General features: G+C 59.0%; 10 protein-coding genes. 4 read left to right on the top strand and 6 right to left on the bottom strand.

Annotated features, from left to right (window positions below; all coding sequences use genetic code 11):
* The first annotated feature begins 3 nt into the window (after window positions 1–3).
* Entirely contained in the window at window positions 4–3,087 is a 3,084-nt protein-coding gene (locus KEHDKFFH_RS12410) for an efflux RND transporter permease subunit (protein WP_104322211.1), read from the top strand.
* On the opposite strand, the gene KEHDKFFH_RS12415 is transcribed toward KEHDKFFH_RS12410, so the two are convergent.
* Entirely contained in the window at window positions 3,084–4,709 is a 1,626-nt protein-coding gene (locus KEHDKFFH_RS12415) for a methyl-accepting chemotaxis protein (RefSeq protein WP_104322212.1), read from the bottom strand. The genes KEHDKFFH_RS12410 and KEHDKFFH_RS12415 overlap by 4 nt on opposite strands.
* A 142-nt stretch (window positions 4,710–4,851) precedes the next feature.
* On the opposite strand from KEHDKFFH_RS12415, the gene KEHDKFFH_RS12420 reads away from it, so the two are divergent.
* Window positions 4,852–5,595, top strand: coding sequence for a pseudouridine synthase (locus tag KEHDKFFH_RS12420; protein ID WP_104322213.1), 744 nt, complete (start codon window positions 4,852–4,854; stop codon window positions 5,593–5,595).
* Here the strand turns inward: KEHDKFFH_RS12420 and KEHDKFFH_RS12425 are convergent.
* Both KEHDKFFH_RS12425 and KEHDKFFH_RS12430 read right to left on the bottom strand, forming a co-directional pair.
* The gene (locus tag KEHDKFFH_RS12425; protein WP_104322256.1) at window positions 5,580–7,436 is read right to left on the bottom strand and encodes a sensor domain-containing phosphodiesterase; all 1,857 of its coding nucleotides are present in this window, start codon (window positions 7,434–7,436) and stop codon (window positions 5,580–5,582) included. The two genes, KEHDKFFH_RS12420 and KEHDKFFH_RS12425, sit on opposite strands and share 16 nt — an antisense overlap.
* A 127-nt stretch (window positions 7,437–7,563) precedes the next feature.
* Window positions 7,564–9,066, bottom strand: coding sequence for an amidase (locus tag KEHDKFFH_RS12430; RefSeq protein ID WP_104322214.1), 1,503 nt, complete (start codon window positions 9,064–9,066; stop codon window positions 7,564–7,566).
* A gap of 160 nt (window positions 9,067–9,226) precedes the next feature.
* On the opposite strand from KEHDKFFH_RS12430, the gene KEHDKFFH_RS12435 reads away from it, so the two are divergent.
* Entirely contained in the window at window positions 9,227–9,835 is a 609-nt protein-coding gene (locus KEHDKFFH_RS12435) for a methyltransferase family protein (RefSeq protein WP_104322215.1), read from the top strand.
* Between the two features lie 20 nt (window positions 9,836–9,855).
* Here KEHDKFFH_RS12435 and djlA read toward each other — a convergent pair whose 3' ends face one another.
* Together djlA and KEHDKFFH_RS12445 are read right to left on the bottom strand one after the other, a co-directional pair.
* Complete coding sequence (djlA, locus tag KEHDKFFH_RS12440) at window positions 9,856–10,635, bottom strand: co-chaperone DjlA (RefSeq protein WP_104322216.1); 780 nt, start codon at window positions 10,633–10,635, stop codon at window positions 9,856–9,858.
* A gap of 49 nt (window positions 10,636–10,684) precedes the next feature.
* Entirely contained in the window at window positions 10,685–13,510 is a 2,826-nt protein-coding gene (locus KEHDKFFH_RS12445; RefSeq protein ID WP_104322217.1) for an HD domain-containing phosphohydrolase, read from the bottom strand.
* A 115-nt stretch (window positions 13,511–13,625) separates the two neighbouring features.
* Here KEHDKFFH_RS12445 and alkB point away from each other — a divergent pair, with 115 nt between their 5' ends.
* The gene (gene alkB, locus KEHDKFFH_RS12450; RefSeq protein WP_104322218.1) at window positions 13,626–14,276 is read left to right on the top strand and encodes a DNA oxidative demethylase AlkB; all 651 of its coding nucleotides are present in this window, start codon (window positions 13,626–13,628) and stop codon (window positions 14,274–14,276) included.
* Window positions 14,277–14,280: 4 nt separating this feature from the next.
* Here alkB and KEHDKFFH_RS12455 read toward each other — a convergent pair whose 3' ends face one another.
* Window positions 14,281–15,561 carry an MgtC/SapB family protein gene (locus KEHDKFFH_RS12455; protein ID WP_104322219.1) on the bottom strand — a complete coding sequence of 427 codons (1,281 nt, stop codon included), beginning with the start codon at window positions 15,559–15,561 and terminating at the stop codon, window positions 14,281–14,283.
* Window positions 15,562–15,621: the final 60 nt, after the last annotated feature.

Here is a 15,621-nt window from a genome sequence, read left to right on the forward strand (position 1 = left end):
CGCATGCGCGCACTGATCTTCGCAGCCATTGATCGCAGCCGGACCACCTTGCTGACGCTCCTGTTCCTCCTGCTCGGTGGTATTGCGGCGTTTCAGACCATCCCCAAGGAAGCCAACCCCGACGTCACCATCCCCATGATCTATGTCTCCATGACCCTCGATGGCATCAGCCCTGAGGACGCCGAGCGTCTGCTGGTGCGGCCCATGGAGCAGGAGCTGCGTTCGCTTGAGGGTATCAAGGAAATGCGCGGTACCGCCTCGGAAGGCCATGCCTCGGTGATGCTGGAGTTTGATGCAGGGTTTGATCCGGACAAGGCGCTTCAGGACGTGCGGGAGAAAGTGGATACCGCCCGCACCAAACTGCCCCAGGAAGCGGATGAACCGAGGGTGAACGAAATCAACGTGTCCCTGTTCCCGGTGCTGTCGGTGGGTCTGTCTGGCCCCCTGTCGGAGCGGGAGCTGATCACCATCGCCCGACGCTTCCAGGATGCCATTGAATCCATTCCGGAAGTCCTGGAGGTGGAGATTGGCGGCGATCGGGAGGACCTGCTGGAGATCGTGGTGGATCCCCAGGTACTGGAGAGCTATGGCGTTGATTTTGATCAGCTGGCTTCCCTGGTAACCCGGAATAATCAGCTGGTGGCGGCCGGCTCTCTGGATACCGGCAACGGCCGCATGGCCCTGAAGGTGCCCGGGGTGATCGAAACCATCGAGGATGTGATGTCCATGCCGATCAAGGTGGACGGTGACACAGTTGTCACTTTCGGCGATGTGGCCATGCTTCAGCGTACCTTCAAGGACCCCACCGGCTTTGCACGGATCAACGGCGAGCCGGCGCTGGTGCTGGAAGTGTCGAAGCGTTCGGGTGCCAATATTATCGAGACCATTGCTCAGGTTCGTGAGTTGATCGATCAGGCCAGACCGGAGCTGCCGGACTCTCTGGAAATCCGCTACATCATGGATCAGTCCGAGGAAGTGCGGGATATTCTCAGTGACCTGCTGAACAACGTGCTCACGGCCATTGTGCTGGTCCTGATTGTGGTGATCGCCGCCATGGGGCCGCGTTCTGCGGTGATGGTGGGGCTGACCATTCCGGGTGCTTTCCTTACCGGCATCCTGGTGATTTGGAGCATGGGGCTCACGCTCAACATCGTGGTGCTGTTCAGTCTGATCCTGGTGGCCGGCATGCTGGTGGATGGTGCCATTGTGGTGTCGGAACTGGCGGACCGTAACCTGTCGGAAGGGCAGACGGTAAAGCACGCCTGGGCCGAGGCCGCCAGTTGCATGGCCTGGCCCATTATTGCCTCGACCGCAACCACACTGGCGGTGTTTGTGCCGTTGCTGTTCTGGCCCGGCGTCGTCGGGGAATTCATGAAGTTCCTGCCGCTGACGGTCATCATCTGCCTGGTTGCTTCCCTGGCCATGGCGCTGGTGTTCCTGCCCGTGCTGGGCAGTACCAGCGGGGGGCGGCGGGCGCGGCAGGGCCAATCGCAGGGACGCCTGATGGAGGGCTATCGGCGGGTACTGGCAATGTTGCTCAGGTCGCCGGGGCTGACATTGATCGGCGTACTCTGTGTGATCGCAGTGATCTATGCCGCCTACGCCCGCTTTAACCACGGGGTGGAGTTCTTCCCCAGTGTGGAGCCGGATTCTGCCCAGGTGCAGGTGAGGGCGCGTGGTGATCTCTCGGTGTGGGAGCGGGATGCCATCGTGCGAGAGGTGGAGCAGCGCCTGCGCGGCATGCCCGAGGTGAAGGCCCTTTACGCCCGCTCGATGGTCCAGACCAGCTCGCAGCTGGCGCCGGATGTGATCGGGGTTTTGCAGTTCCAGTTTACCGACTGGTTCACGCGGCGTCCGGCCAGCGCGATTCTGGAAGACTTCCGGGGCATGACCTCTGATATTCCCGGCATTGAACTGGAATTCCGCAAGCAGGAAGGTGGGCCCGCAGAAGGCAAACCGATTGAGCTGCAGGTGAGCAGCCGGGAGGCGAACAGTCTCAATGGCTACGTGGACGAAATCAAAGATCGCATGCGGGAGCTCGGTGGCTTCGTGGACATCGAAGACGACCGGAGCCTGCCCGGTATCGAGTGGCGACTGCAGGTTGACCGGGAAGCCGCGGCCCGCTTTGGCACCGATGTGCTTGGCATCGGAAGCGCCGTGCGTCTGGTTACCAACGGTTTGAAACTGGCCACCTACCGCCCGGAAGACGTGCGCGATGAAGTGGACATTGTGGTGCGGGTGCCCAACAACTGGCGGGAGCTGGACCATCTGCAACGTCAGACGATCCACACCTCGAGAGGCCAGGTGCCGCTCTCCGAGTTTGTTGATCTGCGGCCTGGCGACAAGACCAACAGCATTGTTCGGGTGGATGGTCAGCGTACGGTGACCATCAAATCCGATCTGGCGCAGGGGCGCCGTGTGGATGAGCTGCTGCGGGCCCTGCAGGCGGAGATGCCGGAGCCACCGGAGGGTATTTCGGTGAAGTTTGCCGGCGAGAATGAGGATCAACAGCAGGCCTCCAACTTCCTTGCCACGGCGTTTCTGGTGGCTATCGGGCTGATGCTGCTGATACTGGTGACCCAGTTCAATTCGCTGTACCAGACTTTCCTTATTCTTTCGGCGATTGTGCTCTCCACCGCCGGTGTCCTGCTTGGCTTGCTGGTAAACGGCCAGTCGTTCGGCATTGTGATGGTGGGAATGGGCACGATTGCCCTGGCGGGCATTGTGGTGAACAACAACATTATTCTGATCGATACCTACAACCAGATGCGGAAGGACGGCGTTGAAGCCTACGAGGCCGCCCTGGAAACCGGGTGCCTGCGTCTGCGGCCGGTGCTGCTCACAGCCATCACCACTGTGCTGGGCCTGATGCCCATGGTTCTCGGCGTCAATGTGGACCTTCTGACGCCGTCGCTGGGCCTGGGCGCTCCCTCAACCCAATGGTGGACCCAGCTTTCCAGTGCCATCGCCGGCGGCCTGGCGTTTGCCACCGTGCTGACGCTCTTGCTTACGCCCTCACTGCTGGTTCTGGGCAACCGGGCCGGCCAGGCCTTCGGGAGACTGACCGGGCGGTTCCGCAGCGTTTAGTGTTTGATTCGGTCTGCCAATTCCCGGGCCCGGGCGGCCATGGCTTCCAGTTCGGGCACGGTGTGCAGGTTATTTTCAGCCGCCTGGTGCATGGCCTCTGAGGTTTCGGCCACATCCGTGACATTGCGGTTGATGTCTTCACAGACACTGGTCTGCTCTTCGGCTGCGGTAGCGACCTGGGTTGTTGCATCATTGATGCTGCCCATGCGTCGGTTGATTTCGGCGAGGGTGGCGCGGACTGCCTCTACCGCTTCACTGCTTTCCTGAGCTACAACGCCCGAGGCCTGCATGAACTCGGTGGCGTCCCGCGAAGCGCCACTGATGGCGCCGATGATCTGGTCGATTTCCACGGTGGCTTCCTGGGTCTTGGCCGCCAGATTCCGGACTTCATCGGCAACGACAGCAAACCCCCGGCCTGCGTCGCCAGCCCGGGCCGCCTCGATGGCGGCGTTCAGGGCCAGCAGGTTGGTCTGATCTGCAATTTCCCGGATAACCTGCATGACGTCGCCGACTTTTTTGCCATCGCTGGCGAGCTGGTTAACGGTTTCCGCAGAGTTCCGGATCTGGTCGGTCAGCCTACGCATGCTGTCTACCGCCTTGTTGATCTGCGAATCCGCTGTAGCAGTCTCGTCCGATGTCTGGCTCACTTCAGTGGCTACCGAGGCAGCGTGACTGGCCACGTCTTCTGCAGTGGCGGACATCTCGTTCATCGCTGTGGCTATCTGCTCGATGCGCTGGTGGGCCAGGTCGGATTGGCTGACAACACTGTCGGCGTTCTGACGAATCAGTTCACCGGTTTCGTTGAGCTGCCTCGCATTTTCACTGAGCTGGGTGCCGGTATCGCTGAGGAACCGGTGCAGGCTTCGGGCGGCATCGGCCAGTTGCCCCAGCTCATCGGCGCGCTGCATGGTGACCGGGTCGGAAAGGTCTCCGTCACCCAGCCGGGCGATCTGTGAGGTGAGTTTCTGTGCAGGCCGGACCACACCTGACAACAGGATTATGATCAGCGCGATGGTGCCCAGAACAATGGCAGCGATCAGAAGACCTGCCACCAGCCAGCTGCGTTCGGTGACAATGGTGTTCAGGGTCCCGGCCCTGGCCAGACTGTCCTCCCTAACCGCGCTGGCCGCATTTTCAATCAGCCTGGCGGGCTCCCGGTCAATGCCCTGTACTGCGGCATCGCCTGCATTCGGATCAAAACCGGAGCGAGTGAACGCCTCGAATCCATCGCGATAGGCCCGTCCCATTGCCCGATGTGCCTGTTTGAAATCGGACATCAGGGACTTTGCTTCGGGCTCCTGGATACGGGGAATCAGCTCATCAAGCTGGCTTTGAATGGACGCTTCGCGCTCCTGGAACCGGCCCCAGTATTTGTCCAGCTGGCCCGGATCCGAGCCACGAATCAGCACATTTTTCCACTCCTGAACCTGGGTCTTGAATTCAGAGAGTACATCCTGTGCTTCGAGAGCGCTGACCATTCGGGTACTGACGAGATCGTTGAAGTCATCTTTGACTTTCAGGGAGAAGTTCAGGTAAACCACCGCCACGGCTGCGACAATCAGATTGGCTGCGAGAACGACCAGGAGAACCCGGTTGAGAATACTTTTGGAATACCAGTTCATTGATACTTACCGATTAGGATGTGGGTGACAGATCGTTTGTCGTGGCGGCTTATAGTATGTGTACATTGATATGTCGGCATGGCAACTAAAACCATTAGGCTTTATATCAATCAGTTTATGAACTTTTTATGACAGGCTTTTGATGGTGAATCCACTGAGTGTTCTTTACCGGGACGATTACCTTCTGATTGTCCACAAACCTGCCGGGCTGCTGGTACACCGGAGCCCCATCGACAAACATGAAACCGAGTTTGCCCTGCAATATGCCCGGGCGCTTAATGACGGTCAGCATGTCTACCCGGTTCACCGCCTGGATCGACCCACATCCGGCATCCTGGTGTTTGCCAGGGACAGCGACACTGCCCGCACGCTGGGTATGGCAATGATGGCCGGCGAGGTGGCAAAAACCTACCTGGCCATGGTGCGTGGCTGGCCACCGGAGCATGGTGAAATTGACTATCCCTTGAGGGAAGAGCCAGAGGATCGACGCCTGAAAGGGGTGGAGCAGCCGGTGCGCGACGCCGTAAGTCATTACCGCACGCTGGCGACCACCGAGATACCGGTAGAGATCGAGAAATATCCGACCAGTCGCTATGCGGTTGTCGAATTGTGCCCGAAAACGGGGCGGAAGCATCAGTTACGAAGGCACATGAAACATATCAACCACCCGATAATTGGCGATGCCAATCACGGCCGGGGTCGACACAACCGTTATTTTGCCGAACGTTTCGGGCAGGGCCGTTTGATGCTGGCGGCGACGGGTATGGCTTTTCGTCATCCCGCGTCTGGTGAGCCACTTACGATTAGTGTTCCACCGGAGGAAAGCTTCCTCGAAGTGTTATCGATATTTCCCGGTTTTGACGTGCAGGTTCACTTCGAAAAATAGCGGCTGATAAATTCCGAATAGGGAAGCGGTTTGCTGTAACGGTAGCCCTGAAGGTAGTCGCAGCCTTTTTCGAACAGCCAGGCTTCATGGGCTTCACTTTCAACACCTTCCGCAACCACCGACAAGCCAAGCCCCCTGGCAAGACCAATGATCGACAGGGTAATGGCGCAATCGTTTTCGTCGTCTGGCAGGTTGTTGATAAACGAGCGGTCGATCTTGATCCGGGAGAACGGCAAGCTCTTTAGCCGCGACAGCGATGAGTACCCGGTGCCGAAATCATCAATGGCAAGCTCGGCGCCAGCCTCCACCAGTTGCTCGAGAACCCGACCGATCACACTGAAATCTCCCTGGATCGAGTCTTCCGTCACTTCAAACTGCAGGGCACTGACCGGCATATCCTGGTTATTGCAGATTTCCTTTACCAGCTCCGGCAATTCGGGAACCAATACCTGCTCGGCTGAAAGGTTGACGGAGATGGTGGGTAATGCAATGTTCCTGTCTCTTGCGTCACGCCAGTGTGCGCAGACGTTTTTGAGTACACAGGCTCCGAGTTCATACATGAGCCCGGCACTGCGCGCCACGTCGAGAAATTCAATCGGCGACAGCCAGCCGCGCTGAGGGTGCTGCCAGCGAACCAGCGCCTCTGCGCTTTCCAGCTGTGTTGCCGTGCGGTCCATGATCGGCTGGTAGAAGACATCCAGGCCATTGGTTTTGAGGGTTTCCCGCAGTTCGTTTTCCAGCGCAAATCGGGAGCGCGCTGTCATCTGGATTTCCGAGTCGAATAGGGTAGAACGGTCCCGGCCCTGCCTTTTGGCATGGTACATGGCGGCTTCGGCGCCCCGGAGAAGTTCCTCGGGTTCATGACAGTCACCGGGGAAGTGACAGATGCCCATGCTGGCACTGACGTTCAGGTCCTGGTCGGATACCCGGATTGGCTGCCGGATCCGGCCCTGGATTTCCCGGGTTACTTCATCAAGGAAGCCGGGCAGGGTGTAATTGCGGATGACCAGGGCAAACTCGTCCCCTCCAATCCGGGCCAGAAAATCCTTGCCTGCCAACTGGATCTCTTTGAGCCGCTGGCCGATGTCGGCAATGACCTGATCGCCGGCTTGGGGGCCAAGGCCGTCATTAATGGTTTTCAGGCGGTCAACATCAATCCAGAGCAGCGCCAGGCTGCCGGTACCCCGCTGTTTGATCTTGCGTACCAGATGACCCAGCCGGTCACGAAGCGAATCAATGTTGGCGAGGCCGGTGAGGGAATCGTAACGGCTGACGTATTCCAGGGCCCGCTTGGATCTCAGCCACGCCTCATGGGTGTTCATCAGGCTTATGGTATCAGCGATCGCAGCAGCCAGTGAGATATCCGGGACCGACCAGTCGCGGCAGACATCTGACTCCAGGCAGACCACACCGCTGAGCTGTTCGCCGTCGAAAATTGGCGCATCCAGCATGGAGTAGATGTTCTGAACAGACAGGTAGCCAACGTCGAATGAACGGGTTCGGATATCATTGCGGGCATCTTCCACGGCAATAACCCGTTCTTCCGTGATGGCCCGGAAGTACTCGGGGTGGTCCGAGCGAAACAGATTTAATGCTGCGCCACTCGGCGCCACGCAACTGTTGCGGTCGGGCTGTTCTTTGTCGTGCAGCCATTCGCAAGTGATTCGATCCCGTTCCGGGGGAAATAACCATACGCTTGCCCGTTTTATACCGAGCAAACGAGTGCACAGCTCCATGAGGGCTGCCAGCTTCCGGGGGCGGGGCATTTCAATGAAGCTGGTGTTGTGGCTCAGCTCCATCAGTGCCTTGTGATGGGTCACGAGGACTTCACTGTCACGCATGGCCGGGCTCAATGTGTTGTCCTTTTTCTTGAAATACGAACGGCCCTGAGTCTTGGTTTGGTGGAGAGTTCAGATGATCCCTGAGCTTCCTAAAGAATATGGCATCTGTTCTTATAAGTGTCCAACCCTAGACCGGATTAGCAAGTGAATCCTTCAAGCTGTCGTCGGTTGTGAATTTGTGTCGATTGGAGTCGCACAGCAGCGGCCAGGTGTGGCTGGCCTCCAGGGTGTAGGCAATGTCCAGAAGGGTGTGTTCGCCCCCGTGACGGCCCATGAACTGGACGGACACCGGCAGTTGATCAGGCGTGCGCCCCATGGGTATAGAGATTGCCGGGGCGCCAGTGGCGTTGGCCAGTGGGGTGAAACTGACATACTGGCGCAGTCGCTCGAACAGGGTATCGAAAGGCACCTCGGGGCTGAGGTGGCCAAGGGTGGGTGTGGCGTGGCCAAGCACCGGCGTGAGCACGGCATCAAAGCCTGCCATGGCGTGGGCATAGTCGTGCCAGGAGTGTTTGAGCCGCCAGAGTGCCGCAGGCAGGCGCCAGAACTGCCGTCGGAACATCCTGTCCAGGCCATTGGTCAGGCCGTCTGTCCTGCGCTTGTCGAAGGCCGGGTGGAGCAGTTTCTTGCCGTTGGCCCTGATACCGAAAGCAAGCAGTGCCCAGTAGAGGGCGAAATCATCCGGGAAAGCGCTGTGCACCGGAACGGGTACAGGCTCAATGCGGTGACCGAGTTTCTCCAGTCTCAGCGCGGTTTCTTCGACAGTCCGGCGGGTGATGTCATCGGTTATGTGGCCATTGATGGAGTCCAGTACCAGACCGATTCTCAGGGGCCGGCCCGATGGCCTCTCAATTTTACCAATCGCTGGCAGCTTCGGATTCCGGTAATAACTCTCGGCCTGTTCGAAAAAGTTGGCGGTGTCGCGCACCGAGCGGGTCACCACGCCTTCGCTGATGATGTTGATGGGCAGGGAAGCGGCTGCCTCGTTGTCTATCAACCGTCCTCGTGTGGGTTTAAGACCGACCAGACCGCAGCAGGCGGCCGGAATTCGTATGGAGCCTCCGCCGTCATTGGCATGGGCAATGGGCACCACGCCGGCAGCAACCAGGGCGGCTGAACCACCTGAGGAGGCTCCGGATGAATAGGCCAGGTTCCACGGGTTACGTGTCGCCGGTGCATGAACAGGCTCGGTTGTGGCGTTAAAGCCGAATTCCGGCAGTGTGCTTTTGCCCAGGCACAGGACCCCCTGCGCAAGCAGCTGTTGGGCAAATGGACTGGTGTCTGAAGCAGGTGCTTCAGGTACTGCCAGAGAGCCCTGGCGCGTGGCCAGTCCTGTCACGTTGGTGTTGTCTTTGATAAAAGTCGGTACGCCCCGGAACAGCGGCTGGGAGCCCACTTGTGTCGCTGCATCCAGCGTTGAGGCAGTCTGGAGTGCCTGATCATAATCCGCGGATGCCACGCCGTGGATCAGTGGCTGGGCAGCCTGTGCCCGGGCAATGGCGGCGCCGGCGAGTTCCGTTATCGATAGTTCCCGTCTGCGGATTTTTTCGGCCAGTGTTGTCGCGTCATCACGCCCGAGCGCGTCGTTGCAGAATACATGGCAAGACTGCGGGATTTCCGGGGCGCTCATAACCAAACTCTCCTTAAAATGACCCGATAACTCTAATGCATTTGAAAACGTGATGACATGTCATTTCAGGTAGGCTGCGGGTGTGGCGCCGGCGCAGGGCCTTTTCACAGGCCTTTTCAGGGAATAAGCTGTCGGTCTCAATCCGTTTTAAGCGATCCTGATGGAATCTATTGAACCCCTCGTACGCCACTTTCTCGGCATTTTCTTCCTGATGATTGGCCTGCAGTTTGCTGGCCGCAGCATCGGGCTGTCTCAGCGTATGCACTTTTCGCACATCAACTATGGTGAGCGCGGAAGTGCACCCTGGTGGCATCGACATATCTTCAATGTGTTTCGTGCGCTCATTCTGGGCATTTGCGTGGTGCGGATTTTTGCTGACATCGACGGTTGGCTGGGGGTTTTCGGGCCGCTTTATTATTGGCCAGTGTTGCTGGCCGGCATGCTGCTGCTAATCGCCTCTTTCACGGTGGTCAATTACCTTCAAGCCTACATGCACGAGGACTGGCGCTCTGGCATAGACCCGCGCAAGGATCAGCGCAAACTGCTGACAAGCGGGCCATTTGGCCGCTCCCGGAATCCGTTGTTTCTGGCCGTGATGGCTGGACAGCTCGGTTTTTTCCTGGCGTTACCCAGCGTGTTTTCCCTCGTATGCCTGGTGGCTGGTGTGCTGGTTATTAACCGCCAGGCCCGGGAGGAGGAGAAGGCGCTGGCGGATAACTTCGGTGAGGACTATGAGCGTTATCGGGTGCGGGTGCCCCGCTGGTTCTGACGCGATAGCGGAAGAAGGCACTACGCCGATTTTTTCCGCGCTTCCTTGATCACGTCGTAAGCATGACTGATTTCGCGGGTGCGTTCCTCCGCCATCTCCCGCATGCTTTCTGGTAATCCACGGCCCGCGAGTTTATCCGGGTGGTTCTCGCTCATCAGCTTACGGTAGGTCTTCTTGAGCTCCTCATCGCTGACAGACGGCGAGACGCCAAGCACCTTGTAGGCATCGCTGATCTGATCGGCCGAGGAAGGTTGGCCAGCGCCAGCCCGGTTGGTGTGGGCGCCACGGAGCATGGCTTCCAGCTGGTCCACCTGGCTCTCGGGCAGTCCCAATCCACGGGCTATCCGTACCAACATTTCGTGTTCGGCCGGATGCACCTTGCCATCCGCAGCCACGGCCGATACCTGGACCTGCAGAAACATCTGGAGAAACGCAGGTTGGCGTCCGCTGGCCTGCAGGAACCGGTTCAGCTCGGCATCCAGGTCGAAATCAGGCTCTTTACCCCGGTTGAAGGCGGTTTTGGCCTTGGCTTTCTGGTCTTCATTCAGGCGGAAGCGCACGAACATCGCTTCGGCCATCTGGATTTCATCCCTGGATATCACGCCGTCTGCCTTGCACAGGGCACCCATCACCGCAAAGACCGATTCAATAAAGCCGGACTGGATGCTCTGGAGCTTGCCAATCAGGCGGCGCTTGAGAAGGTTCAAGAGGAAGGCGCCAATAGCCGCACCTATCAGAAAGCCCGGGAATTTGCCAAAGGCATAGCCAATCAGGCCGCCAATTATGATTGCAAACAGCATTAAAATGTCCTTAACAGGAATGAATCAGCCCATAGAATATACGTGTTTTTCAGTCCGGCTTCATGAACAGGCTTTCATCGACCTCGTCAATCTGCCCGGGCTGCAGGTGCTGGTTGGCATACCGCTCGTAGGTGCCTGAGCGAATGAACAGCTCGAATACTGCCCGGTCGATGTGCCCGTCTTCAACCATGCGGGCCATGATGGTGAGGGATTCGGTAAGGGTTTTGCCCTCTTTGTAAGGGCGGTCTACGGCGGTCAGTGCCTCGAACACATCAGCAACCGCCATGATGCGTTCGGGTATGCCCATGTCCGCTGCCGTCAGGCCACAGGGATAGCCGTGGCCGTCCATGCGTTCGTGGTGAGTCCCTGCCAGTTTCGGGACATTGGCCAGCCGGTCGGGCAGGGGTAGGGCGTCGAGCATGCAGATGGTCTGCACTATGTGTTCGTTGATCTTGAAGCGCTCCTCATCCGTCAGCGTACCTTTGGCCACCGTGAGGTTGTGGAGTTCACCCCGGTTGTAGGCATACTCCGGGAGCTCCATGTCGAAGCCCCAGCGATTGCGGGGATCGTCTTTGCGAACCGGGGGGATATGTTCACCCCAGGGCCTCAGATGTTCCGGTTTGTCGGCAAGCAACTGTTCTGTAACCGGCAGTGGCGCCTCCGGGCTAGGCTGCAGGGCATTTTTCTCGTCCGGCGAAAGTCCGAGTCGGTCACTGAAATGGCGCATCCAGGTTTGCTCGCCAATGCTGCGAATCTTCTCAATATCTTCTTCGGCCATGAACTCACCGCCCTGGTTGGCCGTTGCTATCAAACGGAATTCTTCCTGCAATCGGGCCAGGGTGGCCTGGCGTTCCTGGTCGGCGGCTGCCTCCTCGTCGCCCGACAGCACACGGTTCAGGTACCGGATCTCGGCATCCCGGTGCAGTACCTCGAATCGGGTGCGGATCTCGTGGATGCGGTTGTGGATGGTTTCCAGCTTGACCGCCTTGTCGACCACATACTCGGGACTGGTGATCTTGCCGCAGTCGTGGAGCCAGGCGGCCAGATGGAATTCCTGGAGCTGTTCTCCGGTCATGGTGAACGAGTAAAAGGCCCGGTCGTTGCTTGCCATGGCTTCATCAACCAGCATCTGGGCCAGCTTGGGCACCCGCTCGCAGTGGCCGCCGGTATACGGCGATTTGGCGTCAATGGCATTTGCCACCAGCCGGATGATGCCCTCGAGCAGAGCCTGCTGGCTTTCGATGAGTTCCCGGGTTTCGATGGCAACGGCGGCAGAGCCGGCAATTTCATCCACGAAGACGATCAGATCGTCACTCAGTTGGGTGTGGTCGCCCACCTCCATCTCGATTGCCAGGACACCGATCAGCTGTTTGCGTCGGTTGCGCAGAACGGCAAACACCGGGTGCCCCGAGATGTTTCGTCTCAGCAAGCGGATGATCTCGTTGTCGTCGGAGTCCGCTTGCACATTCGAGATGGTATCCGGCAGTTGAAGATTCTGCTTAACGGCCAGTGAGAGTTGGTTCTTCTGGCGCGTGAACAGGTAGATGCCACCGCGCTCCTGGCCAACAATGTGGATAATCTGCTCAAGAATGTCCCGGAGCAGATGATTCAGGTTCTGACCCCGGTTCAGTACGGTGGCGATGCTCTGGAAGCTGCGTATGGTTTTCGCCATGTCGTCCAGTGCCACACTCAGTTGGCGCGCTTCACGGATGTTGTAATCGGACCTGACCGGTGTATCAAATCGGAAACGGGACAGCCGGCTGACCTGGTCGGTCAGGTGCTCCAGTGGACGGCCCACCCGCCGACCCAGGAACCAGCCGATCACCAGAAGCAGCAGGGCAATGAGTCCCGCGATCACTGTTTGCCTGGCAAGGGCCGCCCAGACGTCAGCCAGCAGTTCGTCCGACGGAATAGCCACGGCAATGCTGAGCCCTTCCTGTTGCAGGGCGCCGAGGGGCTCGGTCATTCCATACCAGTCTTTGCCGCCGGCACTGAATCGGGTGACAGAGCTGCCCTCCATGTGGTCGCCCAAACGGTCCAGGGCGCCGGAAATCGCAGGCCCGGGCTCTTTGGCGTTCCCCGAATCCGCGAGAACCTCCCGATCCTGGTTAACAATGGCAATCCGGGTGTTCGGTGTCTGGCGAAGCTCCGCCAGTTGGGTGCTCAGGTCGGTCACGGTCACATCGATACCGAAAATCGTACCCGCCCCGCCGGTCTCTTCCGAAGCGCGACGGGAGAGCGTGATCCCGGTTTCCTGGGTGGTGAAGAACGCGTAGGGAGCGGAAAGCTCTGTGGAATCTGACGCCCTGGCGGCATTGAACCAGGGTCGGGTACGCGGATCGTAGTTGTATTCAGGTACCGGCCTTTGTTCAATCAGTTGCATGTCGGCATTGAAGAAACGCCATTGGCCCGGTGTTTCTTCACCTCCCCGGGTGATCGTCTGGAGCAGAAACCGGGTTTCGTTGGGCGCATCGGGAAACTGGAGGGTTCCGGAACTGCGAACCTTACGCAATAGAACAAAGTCTCCGTTCTGGTAGCCGGCATAGACGGCACTGACAATGTCACTGCTGGTCAGTATGTCGGCGAGTACCGGAAGCCGGTCAAGGCGTTGCGCCAGAGTCTGTGCACCTGCGAGGCTGTCATGGCTGAGCACCGCAAGGGCGGTGGACGGTGGCGCGGTGATGGCCTGTATCCGGTCGTCAACACTGATCGCCAGTTGGCGGGCGGTGCTACCTGCCGCCGATACCTTCGCCGTCTCCATGCCCCGGAAACTCTGGCCGATCAACACAATGGTCAGAACCAGCATGCCGAGTGTTATGGCCGATGCAATCAGGAGGGCCAGCGAAATCTGTGCAGACTGGCGTTTTCCATGCATGGATGATCCTTACCGGTGTAGATTGGCGTAAGACAGCAGGGTGATGGCCCTGCCTAGTGAAAGACTAGACGCTGCCCGGCATTTTTTCCGTTTTTTTCAGGAGGAATCGGTAGTTATGACTCAGGACCTGTTTGGCGAGCAGCCACCAGAGCAGACAGTTGAGCATCTGATGGATGGCGCAGTGGTGCTGCGTCAGTTTGCGCTCGCCGAAGCCGAGCCGCTACTGGAGGCCATTGGCACGGTCACATCAGAAGCGCCTTTCAGGCATATGAAGACCCCTGGCGGTCATGCCATGTCAGCTGCAATGAGCTGTTGCGGGCAGTTGGGCTGGGTTACCGACAGCCGCGGTTACCGGTATCAGTCGGAAGACCCGGAATCCGGGCGGCCGTGGCCTGACATGCCTGAGGCTTTCCGGGAACTGGCCAGAAGCGCCGCCGAAACCGCCGGCTTTGACGGATTCGACCCGGACGCCTGCCTGATCAACCGTTACCAGCCCGGGGCGAAAATGGGGCTGCACCAGGACAAGGATGAGGATGATTTCAGCCAGCCGATCGTGTCGGTTTCCCTTGGCCTGCCCATTGTCTTTCAGTTCGGTGGTCTCAAGCGCAGCGAGCGCCCCATCCGGGTGCCACTCGGCCATGGTGATGTAGTAGTCTGGGGCGGCCCTGCGCGGATGCGTTATCACGGCGTTTTGACCCTGAAGGCCGGGGAGCACCCGCTGACGGGCGGGTACCGCTACAACCTGACGTTCCGGCGGGCCAGGTAAGGGTTTATTGCAGCCACGCGACCAATAGCCCGGCCGCCAGAGAGAGCACCATCGGGATGCCGACCAGGAGCCCGGTCTGGCGATTGCCGACAAACCCCGCCAGAGCCGACTTCACCAGGTTGTTGGTGGCGGCAGCGATAACGATGCCGATCACGGCCGTGCCCATGGCCAGGCTGTTATTGGACATCCGGGTCAGGGAGAGGGTGATGGCGTCCACGTCGGCGATACCGGAGGTGGCTGCGAGAAAATAGATGCCCGCATCACCCAGCCAGTTGCCCAGAAACTCGCCCAGCAGGAGGATGCCCGTTAATAGCCCACCAAAAACCAGGGCCGAGGTCAGATCCAGCGGGTTCTGGTTAAGTGTTGGCTGACTGACACGGAGTTCCCGATTGTTTTTCCGCCAGATAAAGAGCGCGGGGCCGTAGAGCAGGGCAGTCATGACCACCACCGGCCAGACAAGGCTTGGCAGGAGATCGGGATTGATTACCAGGCAGTACACCAGAATGCGTGGGAACATGGTGCCACAGGCAATCAGGATGCCGGTGGCGAACTGGGCGTTGAGCTGCGGATTCTTCGAGGCCTGGCGGGCGAAGTGCAGGGTGAGGGCAGTGGAGGAACTCAGCCCCGCGAACAGGCTGGTGAACAGAATTCCCCTTCGGGTGCCGGCGACGCGTATGGCGAAATAGCCCACAAAGGAAATGGAGGCGATCATCACCACCATCCACCAGATTTCCCGGGGGTTCAGAACCCCGCCAAGGCCCATCTTTTCATTTGGCAGCAACGGCAGCATGACCACGGAGATCAGCAGCAGCTTGAGTGCCGCATCCAGTTCATGTTCCTTCAGCTTGTTGACCCAGCCGTGGATCTCCTCCTTGTTGTCCAGGATGATTGCGGTCACAACAGCGGCTGCTGTTGCGATGACAGGATCCACTGCCACCGCCACGGCGCCGAAGCAGAAAGTCAGCACCATGCCGACTATGCCAGTGATGCTGAAGTTGCGGATGTGCTCTAGCCGCTCGCTGTAGGCCACGATGGCCATGGCCACCACACTGACCAACATTACGGGAAACGCCCATTCGGTGATCTCCTGCGCCAATACCGCCGAGATACCGCCAAGCAGGCCTACCAGGGCAAAGGTACGTATGCCGGCAATTCGCTCTCCGGATTTCTGTTCCCGGGCGTCCCATCCCCGTTCAAGCCCGATGATGGCGCCAAGCAGAAGCGCAACGGCGAGATTCAGGGTGGTCTGGTTTCCAACGAGAAACTGGGCGGCAACGTCGTCCATGGGGTGGTGCAAGCTCCTGTAAATCAATGATGTTCTGATAATAGCAGTAGAGGGCCCCGG

The sequence above is a fragment of the Marinobacter maroccanus genome, assembly GCF_002933275.1.
Classification (GTDB): Bacteria; Pseudomonadota; Gammaproteobacteria; order Pseudomonadales; family Oleiphilaceae; genus Marinobacter; species Marinobacter maroccanus.

Bases quoted from the DNA above. Each gene is read 5' to 3' on its own strand.
- KEHDKFFH_RS12410 (WP_104322211.1), top strand. From the start codon at position 4: ATGCGCGCACTGATCTTCGCAGCCATTGATCGCAGCCGGACCACCTTG.
- KEHDKFFH_RS12425 (WP_104322256.1), bottom strand. From the start codon at position 7,436: ATGCGTGACAGTGAAGTCCTCGTGACCCATCACAAGGCACTGATGGAG.
- KEHDKFFH_RS12445 (WP_104322217.1), bottom strand. From the start codon at position 13,510: ATGCATGGAAAACGCCAGTCTGCACAGATTTCGCTGGCCCTCCTGATT.
- KEHDKFFH_RS12415 (WP_104322212.1), bottom strand. From the start codon at position 4,709: ATGAACTGGTATTCCAAAAGTATTCTCAACCGGGTTCTCCTGGTCGTT.
- KEHDKFFH_RS12455 (WP_104322219.1), bottom strand. From the start codon at position 15,561: ATGGACGACGTTGCCGCCCAGTTTCTCGTTGGAAACCAGACCACCCTG.
- KEHDKFFH_RS12430 (WP_104322214.1), bottom strand. From the start codon at position 9,066: ATGAGCGCCCCGGAAATCCCGCAGTCTTGCCATGTATTCTGCAACGAC.
- KEHDKFFH_RS12420 (WP_104322213.1), top strand. From the start codon at position 4,852: ATGGTGAATCCACTGAGTGTTCTTTACCGGGACGATTACCTTCTGATT.
- alkB (WP_104322218.1), top strand. From the start codon at position 13,626: ATGACTCAGGACCTGTTTGGCGAGCAGCCACCAGAGCAGACAGTTGAG.
- KEHDKFFH_RS12435 (WP_104322215.1), top strand. From the start codon at position 9,227: ATGGAATCTATTGAACCCCTCGTACGCCACTTTCTCGGCATTTTCTTC.
- djlA (WP_104322216.1), bottom strand. From the start codon at position 10,635: ATGCTGTTTGCAATCATAATTGGCGGCCTGATTGGCTATGCCTTTGGC.